Origin of the sequence: uncultured Chloroflexus sp., assembly GCF_937129525.1 — a bacterium.
Lineage (GTDB): Bacteria > Chloroflexota > Chloroflexia > Chloroflexales > Chloroflexaceae > Chloroflexus.
Map to the genome: position 1 here is coordinate 1 of NZ_CAKZNK010000149.1, position 10,553 is coordinate 10,553.

Annotated in this window: 9 protein-coding genes, 1 pseudogene and 1 CRISPR repeat array; all 10 genes and pseudogenes read right to left on the reverse strand. The window is 55.5% G+C overall.

Annotation, left to right across the window (positions count from 1 at the left end; translation table 11 throughout):
• The first annotated feature begins 1 nt into the window (after window position 1).
• Window positions 2-1,522: a CRISPR direct-repeat array (repeat unit 37 nt; unit sequence GTTTCAGTGCTCTACCGTGAGCCGAAATTGTTGAAAG).
• A gap of 44 nt (window positions 1,523-1,566) precedes the next feature.
• Window positions 1,567-1,719: pseudogene (locus tag Q0650_RS18885) on the reverse strand (CRISPR-associated endonuclease Cas1); the annotation flags it as partial.
• A gap of 207 nt (window positions 1,720-1,926) precedes the next feature.
• A complete protein-coding gene (gene cas6, locus Q0650_RS18095) occupies window positions 1,927-2,904 on the reverse strand; it encodes a CRISPR system precrRNA processing endoribonuclease RAMP protein Cas6 (protein ID WP_298821558.1) in 978 nt (325 codons plus the stop codon).
• 5 nt (window positions 2,905-2,909) lie between these two features.
• Entirely contained in the window at window positions 2,910-5,264 is a 2,355-nt protein-coding gene (gene cas3 / locus Q0650_RS18100) for a CRISPR-associated helicase Cas3' (protein ID WP_298821560.1), read from the reverse strand.
• Window positions 5,233-5,979 (reverse strand): type I-B CRISPR-associated protein Cas5b, encoded by a 747-nt coding sequence (cas5b, locus tag Q0650_RS18105; RefSeq protein WP_298821562.1) that lies wholly within the window; start codon window positions 5,977-5,979, stop codon window positions 5,233-5,235. The genes cas3 and cas5b overlap by 32 nt, the downstream gene beginning before the upstream one ends.
• 79 nt (window positions 5,980-6,058) lie before the next feature.
• Window positions 6,059-7,150, reverse strand: coding sequence for a type I-B CRISPR-associated protein Cas7/Cst2/DevR (gene cas7i, locus Q0650_RS18110; RefSeq protein ID WP_298821563.1), 1,092 nt, complete (start codon window positions 7,148-7,150; stop codon window positions 6,059-6,061).
• A gap of 51 nt (window positions 7,151-7,201) precedes the next feature.
• Entirely contained in the window at window positions 7,202-7,828 is a 627-nt protein-coding gene (locus Q0650_RS18115) for a hypothetical protein (protein ID WP_298821565.1), read from the reverse strand.
• Window positions 7,829-7,834: 6 nt separating this feature from the next.
• Window positions 7,835-8,284, reverse strand: a complete 450-nt coding sequence (cas8a1, locus tag Q0650_RS18120) for a type I-B CRISPR-associated protein Cas8b1/Cst1 (RefSeq protein WP_298821567.1) — start codon at window positions 8,282-8,284, stop codon at window positions 7,835-7,837.
• Window positions 8,285-8,695, reverse strand: coding sequence for a hypothetical protein (locus tag Q0650_RS18125; protein ID WP_298821569.1), 411 nt, complete (start codon window positions 8,693-8,695; stop codon window positions 8,285-8,287).
• A gap of 71 nt (window positions 8,696-8,766) precedes the next feature.
• On the reverse strand, window positions 8,767-9,729 hold the full coding sequence (locus tag Q0650_RS18130; RefSeq protein ID WP_298821571.1) for a YafY family protein: 963 nt from the start codon (window positions 9,727-9,729) through the stop codon (window positions 8,767-8,769).
• A gap of 341 nt (window positions 9,730-10,070) precedes the next feature.
• A complete protein-coding gene (locus Q0650_RS18135; protein WP_298821573.1) occupies window positions 10,071-10,454 on the reverse strand; it encodes a hypothetical protein in 384 nt (127 codons plus the stop codon).
• Between the last annotated feature and the right edge of the window lie 99 nt (window positions 10,455-10,553).

Sequence of the window (10,553 nt, forward strand, 5' to 3'; positions counted from 1 at the left end):
GGTTTCAGTGCTCTACCGTGAGCCGAAATTGTTGAAAGGCAGCCGCAGGCGTATCGCAGCGCAGCCGCAGCCGCAGCCGCGTTTCAGTGCTCTACCGTGAGCCGAAATTGTTGAAAGGCTTGCCGTCATCTCAAGCTTCTACCGATGGTCGGCGGTTTCAGTGCTCTACCGTGAGCCGAAATTGTTGAAAGGTAGTTTACTAACGTCATTTACGTATGGATATAATACGTTTCAGTGCTCTACCGTGAGCCGAAATTGTTGAAAGTCCCGCGCCCGGCGCGCTCCCGCCCGGCATGCCCAGTTTCAGTGCTCTACCGTGAGCCGAAATTGTTGAAAGGGGAGTGACGGGATGAGGGAGTGTGTGGTAGAGTGGGTTTCAGTGCTCTACCGTGAGCCGAAATTGTTGAAAGGGTTGTCCGCGATGTCGCGCTGGCGTCCTGGCACCTGGTTTCAGTGCTCTACCGTGAGCCGAAATTGTTGAAAGGTTGTATCTCATCGCGGCAGAGCACGGATTGTCACCGTTTCAGTGCTCTACCGTGAGCCGAAATTGTTGAAAGGGGAGTGACGGGATGAGGGAGTGTGTGGTAGAGTGGGTTTCAGTGCTCTACCGTGAGCCGAAATTGTTGAAAGGGTTGTCCGCGATGTCGCGCTGGCGTCCTGGCACCTGGTTTCAGTGCTCTACCGTGAGCCGAAATTGTTGAAAGGTTGTATCTCATCGCGCCAGAGCACGGATTGTCACCGTTTCAGTGCTCTACCGTGAGCCGAAATTGTTGAAAGAAGATATCCTCGCGGCGGATTGTGGTCAAGAACTTTGTGTTTCAGTGCTCTACCGTGAGCCGAAATTGTTGAAAGCTTCCATTCGCGAGAGCAGAAATTTCGCAACATACCATGTTTCAGTGCTCTACCGTGAGCCGAAATTGTTGAAAGCTACCGTTGACCACCGCGCGCCCAACCCCGCATTCGGTTTCAGTGCTCTACCGTGAGCCGAAATTGTTGAAAGGCGCGTTGTTTGCGGATCCGCTTGGCGAGCAGCCGGGTTTCAGTGCTCTACCGTGAGCCGAAATTGTTGAAAGAGCTTTCAAATCGCCCACCATCTCAAGAAAGCGCTGGTGTTTCAGTGCTCTACCGTGAGCCGAAATTGTTGAAAGTGCGCGTGCGGTCTACGCCAACATCCCGCTTTCGATCCCGTTTCAGTGCTCTACCGTGAGCCGAAATTGTTGAAAGCGCGCCGGAGGCGGCGTGGTGGTGGCTTGCGATAGCGTTTCAGTGCTCTACCGTGAGCCGAAATTGTTGAAAGTTCACGTGAAGCACTCCCCTTTCTGTTGCATTGCACTCAGGTTTCAGTGCTCTACCGTGAGCCGAAATTGTTGAAAGTTCACGTGAAGCACTCCCCTTTCTGTTGCATTGCACTCAGGTTTCAGTGCTCTACCGTGAGCCGAAATTGTTGAAAGTCTTTGCGATTTTTGGCTGCGTATCGCAACAGGTGTTTCAGTGCTCTACCGTGAGCCGAAATTGTTGAAAGATGAAGTGAATTGGGATGCCCTCTTCACTGCATGCGCGCGCGGCGTCACTGCTGATTGCTACGCCGTTTCCGCAGATGATGACTTGCCGCAAATGCATGATCGGCACTTCGCGTTTCCGTTCATTGTCTTTGAACACCCGTAATCGACCCTGATGTTTGCCAATGAAACTGCCGTGTTCGCTGACGATGAGTTCCATGACGCAGTCTTCCTTCCTTTATTGAATGTTTCCGGCGTCGTCCACAAGAATCTGCCGATTGTTAAGGTGCGGAAGCAACATACGCAATGCGCTATCCGCTATCGCTGAAGACGAGAGGTTTTGCGCGTTGCGGTTGGAAAGATTCATACCCGATAATTGCCGAAGTTGTCAACCAATAAAACAGATGTACACTCCGGAGCTGTCGGATCACGGCAATACAGCCATACCTTCCGGTGTGTACCAGCCGTCGCCTTTGACCGCATTGCGACCAACATGGATCAGGCTGCCCCATACGATGAGTTCGCGTAACGTTTCCAGCGGCCCGCTGAAGGTGGCGCTACCGATCAGACCGCCTACCGGCGTGCGCCGTTGTTGTCGCGCTGAGACACTTACCACGTCGATCCAGCGCGTGTGATCAGCCGTGGTTACTACCTGATCGGCAATCGCGAGGAGGCCGCGAAAGTCTAGTTCGAGCGGTCCGTCACCGTAGGCGCGACAGAGATCGTCGAGTCGGCGCATGAGACGCTGAATGAGCGGGCGCATCGCGATCTGTTTGACCAGACGATCCTGGTCGATCAACCGCATTGGCGTGTGCAAGGTGAGCGTTATGTGATCGGTTGGCAACTGCGCCGCGTAGGCACGCACCGCCGTTGGCGTAATCGGCAAACCGGGGAAATCAACCTGTCCGCCGGGCAGCGGGTAGAGGGTTTGCCGAATGCCGCCCAATGGATTGTGCGCCTCAATTTTTTGTATGGCTATCCTTCCCCGCCGGTTGCCTAGCTCGGCTAACTTCATCCCGATGCCATCACGTTCCAGTTCACGCACAGCCATGATAATGAAGGGGAAGAACGCTTCGACCTGGCCAAAGAGGGTAAGCCCGAATCGGATCGTTTCGCCCGGTTGAAAGCGTCTGCCGCCATCGCGGGGCGGGCGCGCGACATAGGGTCGCGGGCGCTGCTCGCTGCCTTTTTCATCCTCGCTCCGCATGGGCGCGACCAATGCCGCCACCGGGCAGCGACTGTACAACGGACATCCGGCGCAGGTGAGCGCCGCTTTGTTAGCGCAGAACCGATCCCACAGCGCATTGGCAATGGCGCCCCGCACCGCCGGCCCGCTCTGTTCCGCTAGCGCTACCGGCGTAGCCGCAGTGGCGGTAAAGATGAGGTGGTGAACCGTTAATCGCATAGGCGTTAGCTCCAATCGGGATCTGTTGCCAGATCATCGAACGAGAGTCCATTGCGCGATTCATACGGAAGCTGCGCTACCCATACCCGCCGCGATCCCGTCTCTTCCGCCGGACGCACCTTGCCCTTGCTGCGCAGGATGGCAAATCGCTGTTTGCTGATACTGACCAGATAGTCGTTCGCTTCGATATAACGTTCTTCGACAATACAATCGATATAGGAGCGTTCGAAACAAGCGGGAATTACTTCAACACTGTCAAACATTTGCTCGAATTCGTCTTCGCGCTGCTCGTCGCTGCGAAATGGACAGAGACCACCGATGATCAGTTCAACTTGTTTTGTCATCCGCTGGTAGGCTTCTGTCCATTGTTGCTGTAGCGTTGGATCGGCGTAAATCCGGTCAAGCCACTGATTGATTGCCGCCTCATCGATCACCTGACCGTTGTGTTGCTCAAGCTCGGCCAGCGTGACGCGCACAATGTGACCGGATTGTTCGCGATTCCTGCGGTCGCGACCGTAGACTCCCTGACCATCTTCGGGTTGGCGGAAGACGTAGACCGGGCAAATACCTTTCGCGCCGCGCCGGTTTACCCGTCCAAAACGCTGTAATAGCGCTTCAAGCGGCGCCGGATCGGTGTAGATGGTATCTAAATCGATGTCAAGACTCACCTCAACGACCTGAGTCGCTACCAGTGCCAGCGGTGGCCGCTGTTGAGCGTCTTTGCCACACGCAGCCATGATTTGCTGTTCAAGTTGGTTCCGGTCACGATAGATAAACCGGCTATGGATCAACAGCAGTTGTTCATTGGCCAGTCCGGTCTGCGCTAACCTGTCACGCATCTCTTGCGCCCGCGCAACTGTGTTTGCGCACACCAATACCTGCTTGCCAGACTGAACGGCTGCCACAATCTCTTCAACCGTTTCTTGCGCAGTTAGCTCGCCATCGCGCAACCAGAGTCGATGACGCTTAAACTGGTCATACAAGTCTGGCGCAGCGCTCAGGATCGGTATGTCGCCAAGCGCAGATTGCAGCCGATCGCGGATGAGCTGTGGGAAGGTTGCCGACATGACAAAGAACCGAGCCGCAAAGCGCTCGCGCAGATAGCGGATCAGGCCGGTAATGAGTGCCAACCGTTCTGGTTCATATGCATGGATCTCATCGAAAATGAACGCTGCCTGCGCACAATCGGTGAGCATGGCTTCAAAACCGCGCAGTTGGAAGAGGGCTTTGAGCAGTTGGTATGGGCTGAGGACCTTGATCGGACGCGCATGCAGCAGGTTGAGATTCTTTTCCCACTGTGCCCGTCGCATTGCCCCTGCCGACCACTCCTCGCTGTCGCGGAAGCGAGCGTACAGCGCCTGGGCCGCTCGGCCATGCTGCAAGCCGACCGCTTTATCGGTAAAATACCGCCGTAGTCGATCGTACATCGCGTTCATACTGGCCTGGTATGGCAATACGTAGAAGATGCGAGCCGGTTGATCGCTGCCACTACCGAGCGCCCAGTAGAGCGCGGCTTCAGTCTTGCCACTACCGGTTGGCGCCATGAGTAACGCCGATTGTCCACTACAATCGGCGCTCCGTTGTTGATGATCGTAGATAATATGGGTCAGCCTAAGCCGCTGCGCCAGATCCAACCATGGTTGGGCAACAGGTGGCGGCAGACGGCGCACATGCGCCGAGGCCATGTGATCGGCAGTGGTGATCAGGCCACGGAGCAGAATACCCGGTTTGCGGTCCCCAACATTGGATTGGGCGAGATTTCGCACCCAGTTGTGATAGAGATTGAGCCACTTGCGAACTGATTGCGCACTCACCTGAACTGACTGGATCTGAATCGGATCCACTACTGCGCTGAGACCGAGCTGTGCGATCCAGGCATTGCCACAATTATTGAGCCAGTCCAAGAGCAGGTCAATTGTTGCTTGATCAAGCTCCCCTACCAGCGTAGCCAGCGGATCGTTACGCAGCGCCAACGGTGGATACAGCTCGGCAATCTCTGGCTCGTCGCGATGGTGCGAGACAATCGCTGCCACCAGCCAGCGCAATGCTTCGTCAGTAAAACCATCGCGTATCGCATCAACAAACGCCAGCGATAGCACTTCATGGCGATGCTTCCAGGACGGCCCGCCGCGCAACCGTCGCTGAAAACCACACGCTGCTTTGCCGAAATCGTGGAGAAAGGTAGCCCAGTAGAGGCAATGCCAGAGCCGGGTCCCTTGTCCGAGCGTCGGGCGCAATCGATAGAGATCGGCCAGACGGCTGAGTACATCCCACGTATGATCAGCCAGGGTCTCGCCACCGTGTTGTACGCTCTTTGCCAGCAGATGATCAATCTGATCCGGCCATGGAGAAGGCTTCATCGTCTGCCCCTGTGAAAGTGTGAAACCACAAGCCCAATGGTGTTTCGCCGATCATCGGCGCTGTTGGATCGCTCCAGTAACGCATCTGCTGCGCGCCGAAACGCAGAAACGAATCGCTCATGACCCGTTCGTTCAGCATCAGGTAGCGCGCAAAAGTCGGTCGACGCCGGTTGCGGTAATCGATCCAGCGTGGCATGAGTGAAACAACTCCCGCCCGCGCCTGCGCTGCCATTGTAAATGGCAGAATGGTGTGCTCAAAGTAAGCCCGCTCGGTCTGCCGCAGCTCAACCACCTCGATCTGCGTGTATGCCGCCAGGTCCTGGGAACGACCCAGCACTACCGGATACCGCGGATGGCGGAAAGCATCGATCCATTCTGGCCGATTGAGGTAGAGGGTAAGCCGGGGAAAGAGCAAAATATGTCGCTTGAATGGATTGATGTTGCCTTCCAACACCTTGGGTTCGCCACCGGGCAGTTTGCCCGAAGCCACCGATAGCACGTGGATATGCTCGAGATCGTCTCCCTCGCCGGCAATGGTGAAATGGTAAGCGAAAGCCAATCCTTCCGGATCAACCCACTCGCCCAACGCACTGCATACGTGGCCGTAGATGGTTGCCGGCGGCGGCAACGGAAAGCTCGGCTGCACCCCCAGCATAAAATGAGGGTAGCGGAATGAAGTGGTGACCCCTTCGAGCACAATTTTGAGCGCTTGCATAGATTGCTCCCGCAGATTCATAATTGCTCTGGCGTGCCGGCACAGATGTTGCCCACATGCCGGCACGCCGGGCAACCTGCTAATCCAACCACTCAGGATGTCGATCGCAAGCGGCGACAAACTCTAGAAATGCCTCGCGTGGATGGCTCAGCTCGATGCGAGGCAATCCCTGCGCCGCTGCGCTTGCATTGTGCTCGCTCACAAACTGCTCAAACGCGGACCGCGCTTCGTCGAGGTACCCCTTGACCCATCCCACATAGACCGGCGAGAGAATGCCATCGGCGAAGACGCGCAGCGCTTCGCGCAAGGCATCGATCTTCACTTCGGGCAGGCCGGCCCGGTTGGCGCCCACTGTGTGGTGGAAGATGTGATTGCCACCTTTGGTAACGGCAAAACAGACCAGCGCCGGACTGACATCGGTGTAATGTAACGTCTGCTTGGCGCCACCCTCAAGTTGCGCCATGCCGGTAAAGAGCGCTTTGATCCGCTTGAGCCGCTCGGCTTTGGGCAAACGGTACGACTTCTCGGCTTCGAGATGCTCGACACCAGGGTAGTCGGCAATCAGCCTCTGCCGCGGCTCATCAAGGTTGCGAAAACCGGTGCGGTTACGATATGAGAAGGTACCGCAAGCCCACAGATCGAGCGAAAAGAGACCCTTCAACGTCGCGCGATAAAACTGATGTTCGTGTGGCACCGGATTGCCTTCGTGACGCGACATCACGCCGAAATCGCTCGTGGGATCGACCGGCGCAATCGAGACCAGCGTGCTCACGCGCAACGGCGATGCCCGCGTGATCGTATCGCTCACCGGGGTTGCTTCCTCGAGCATGGTCATCTGCTCGCGACTCTTCCTGGCCGTGTCCGACTTACCCGGCGCGCGCATGTAGCCAAAAATGTCGTCATCCCAATACTTGATCGGATTGGCATCGGTATAGGCGATCTTCTCTTCCCGGAAAATTGGCGATGCCTGCCATTCTGGCACCTGATGCTCGATCGTCGCGCGCAGCCAGTACCGAAATGCCTGTGCCGAGACGTAGGGAAAGCGACCGGCTTTGGTCACAATCACTTTGACACCTACCGTGTTATCCTCGCGCTCACCGGGAATGGAGCCGAGGTTGTTGAGCGCCGACGCCGGCGCATCGATCAAGAACAGACCAGTCACGAAAGCCATAATTCCTGTTCCTCCTTCCTGGACATTGAACTGATGCGTTATCCTGATGAATCATACTTGCTCGGCCATAGTCACCTCTTCTTCGCCTGGCACAGCATCGGCGTTTTCGGCGATCCAGTCACGCAACTGTTCCACCATCCGAATCAGCACGAGATCGCGTATCAAGCGCCAATCGCTGCGCAACATCTCATCACCTTCCATAAAGAGGGTGAGAAAACTATCGAGATTAAAGAGCGTCTCCTTCCCACCGGTGTAACGGGTGTAATCGATATTCGTTTTGTTGAGCAGGGTCAGAAAGTGATCACTGCGCTGCACGGTAAAGAACTGACGAAAGAAGCGTTTGCCGCCCTGGCGGCGCGTATAATTGGCCAGCTTATCGCCCAGCTCCTTCAATGTTGCCACTCGATTGTCGGTCATAAGCAATACCTCCTGCGCAAAGAGTTCTACTAACGGCCAGGAAACGAGATTGGCTTCGCGGCGCGGTGAATAGTCGCGCCGTGGATCATCGGCAGGTCGGCGAAGATCGGGAATGCGCAGGAAATAGGTGCGCACAAATCGCGCCGCCTGAGCCGGCAACGTGAAAAGATCTTCGTACAGATAGTTGAATCGTGGCTCGCCCGGTTCAGTCACTTTGCCCCGTTTGGTCGAGGTTGCAGTGCGTTGCCAGCTTCGTCTCACCAGCTCTTACCAGGATTGACGGTAATCAGGCGTATGCACCGCCAGCAGGAAGCCGGTAATCTGGAGCGGCAGATGGTAAATATCGAGCGAAGGCGTTTGGCCATTGTTAAAGTAGTAGGCTGTAACCGTTGGCCGACCTGCCAGCGCCTGATCGATGATAATCTCGACGAGGGTTTCAACCAATAAGGTCTTCAAACTACGTGGTGAGCCGGGCAACTTCTCTTCACCGGCAGCCTGCGCTTTTGCTACGTCTTTCAGATTCTGTTCCAGAAAGCGCCGGGCAAAATCGATGGTTAATTGTTCATTATCGCTATGCACTGCCAGCAATCCGCCGCCAACTTTAGCGCAACCCAGCGGCATCAATTGCAGAGCCAGGATTGCCTCCGGCGCCATCGGCAAACCCGGATCGCCATTGACAAAGAAATTAATCGCGTCATCGCCCTGCAACAACGGCATCTATGCCCGTCCAACCCGACCTGGCCGTAACTTGCCCGACAATTCAAGCCCAGCTGCCGGCAGACCGGTAAACAGACACGTCTCGAGGGTAGATGCGCTCTGCGCCCATTGCCGCAAATGCCGATCGGCCCAATATTTGCGCTTCTGCCGCGCTTCCTGTTGTTTCTCCGGCGGCAGATTCTGTCGGTCAGGATTGAACGCCGATTGGGCAAACCAGGCGTTGCTGGTAAATGCCATCGTCAAGAAGCTCCGCAACGGCTGCCGCGTGTAGTTTTCCTCGATGTAATCAGCTATTTGCTGGAAATCGCTGTCATCGAGATCGGCAAACCGATGCTTTTTGCTGTAGGCAGCCATCGTTGCCAATCCGACATCGAGGAATGGGTGTCCGGTATAACTCACCTGATGTGCCATAGGCCCCTCTCCGCTTCGTATTCACTGCTCCTGATAGAGTATAACGATGAAACCTGCACTATGTCCGCAGTTTACCAATAATTGGCCGCAGCATTGCGCAACTCCTCGGCCACCATACGCGCCAGCTCCGGCGGTTCACGCACGCGCGCATGCGCGCCGTACTGCAACACCCAGCGTTTGATGGCGCCCAACGCGCCACTATGAAAACGAAGAATGAGACTGCCATCGGGTTGCTCATCGATCTGCTGGGTGGGATGCCAGCAACGCTCGCGGATGTATGGGGACTGGACGGCGTCAAACTCAATAACCACGGCCACCGGCTGCGTGCTACCTTCGTGTAGAAAACCGTTGCGCAGATAGCTGGCAAGATCGAAATTCGGGTCGCGCTGAAAGCGACGCTGCCGATTCACCTGCCAGCGCTGAATCCGGTAGAGCGCAAACTGACGGATCGCGCCACGCAGATGATCAAATGCCACCACCTGGAGATCGCCGCCGATAAACAGAAGATGATACGGCTCGATGACGCGCTGTGAATGCTGCTGTCGGCTGGCGGTAAAGTAAACGACATCGAGCGGGTAACATTCGCGAATGCATTCTTCTACAGCATAAAGCAATTCTGGATCAACGGTGGCAATCGCGCCCGGTTGAAAGGTAATATGCGTCAGTAAATCGGCGCCATCAACGACAACCTGATCGGTCAGGTAGCGCTCCATCCGCTTAACAAAATCCTGCAGCGGCGCCGCAAAGGATGATCCCAAATAGCGTTTACTTAGCTCGATACTAAACAGGAACGCGATCAGTTCACCTTTACTGACCTGTAATACCGGCAAAACCCAGGATGGATCGCGATAGTAGTAACCGCGCTTGCTCCGACTATACGCCAGTGGCGCATGCACGCGGTCGCGCAAATAGGACAGATCCTCGTAGATTGTCCGTTCTTTCACTTCGAAGCGCCGACAGAAATCTGCCACCGTAGGATACGCGCCGCTACGCACCATGGCATCGATCTGGATCAGACGTTCAAGCCGCGACATAAGCATCACCCATCAAATCTGACATTTACTGCTTGTTATAGCAAGCGACTATTACGAACATAGCAACAGTATTCCAGAAACATCTCTCCATCACCAGTTACTCGCTACCCACGTCGAGCAAAGTTCCATACCTGCGCTCACAATACATTCCCCTGTATAATAGCAAATTGTTCGTTCACAAATGTGGAATTCAAATAGGAAATTAGGACTAATTTTTACCATGACCCCTGTCAACTTTCTCGCCGACAAACCCACCGTGCCCGATAGGAAAACAAAGACCCCGCCACTCACAATTTGAGCAGCGGGGTTATCACCGACAACAGATCGGCGCAATGACGAGCTTAGATCGTCAACTGATACTCCGTGCCATTGATGATGACCGTATACTGTCCAGGCGCAAACGTCCCGTCAAGCATCACCCGCTGGTCGAGCAGCGGCGCAATAGCTGTGCAAACCTCAGCGCCGCTATGGATGGCGCTGACCGTAATCGTGATCGTATTACCCGAACGCTGCTGATTGATACCAGCGAAAGTGGTGCAACCATCACCGAGATAACCGACGATATGCGCCTGTACCCGTGGCGGATTCGACTCCATCACCAGCAAATCTACCCGCTCAACAGTCACCACGCCGGGCCGCGATGTCGGCGTCGGCGCAGCCGCAGCGCAGGCAGTGAGCCACAACATCAGGGCAGCAATGGCGAGTAAGAAAAATCGGCGTCGCATGATCATCTCCTTCAAAACAAATCCCGTTATCAATCCACCTGCAAGACGAAACAACGCCTGCATAAGTTCCTTCGCCCCTAGGTGGGGTGGAACATTTGT

Bases quoted from the DNA above. Each gene is read 5' to 3' on its own strand.
- cas3 (WP_298821560.1), bottom strand. From the start codon at position 5,264: ATGAAGCCTTCTCCATGGCCGGATCAGATTGATCATCTGCTGGCAAAG.
- Q0650_RS18135 (WP_298821573.1), bottom strand. From the start codon at position 10,454: ATGCGACGCCGATTTTTCTTACTCGCCATTGCTGCCCTGATGTTGTGG.
- cas5b (WP_298821562.1), bottom strand. From the start codon at position 5,979: ATGCAAGCGCTCAAAATTGTGCTCGAAGGGGTCACCACTTCATTCCGC.
- Q0650_RS18130 (WP_298821571.1), bottom strand. From the start codon at position 9,729: ATGTCGCGGCTTGAACGTCTGATCCAGATCGATGCCATGGTGCGTAGC.
- cas8a1 (WP_298821567.1), bottom strand. From the start codon at position 8,284: ATGCCGTTGTTGCAGGGCGATGACGCGATTAATTTCTTTGTCAATGGC.
- cas6 (WP_298821558.1), bottom strand. From the start codon at position 2,904: ATGCGATTAACGGTTCACCACCTCATCTTTACCGCCACTGCGGCTACG.
- cas7i (WP_298821563.1), bottom strand. From the start codon at position 7,150: ATGGCTTTCGTGACTGGTCTGTTCTTGATCGATGCGCCGGCGTCGGCG.
- Q0650_RS18125 (WP_298821569.1), bottom strand. From the start codon at position 8,695: ATGGCACATCAGGTGAGTTATACCGGACACCCATTCCTCGATGTCGGA.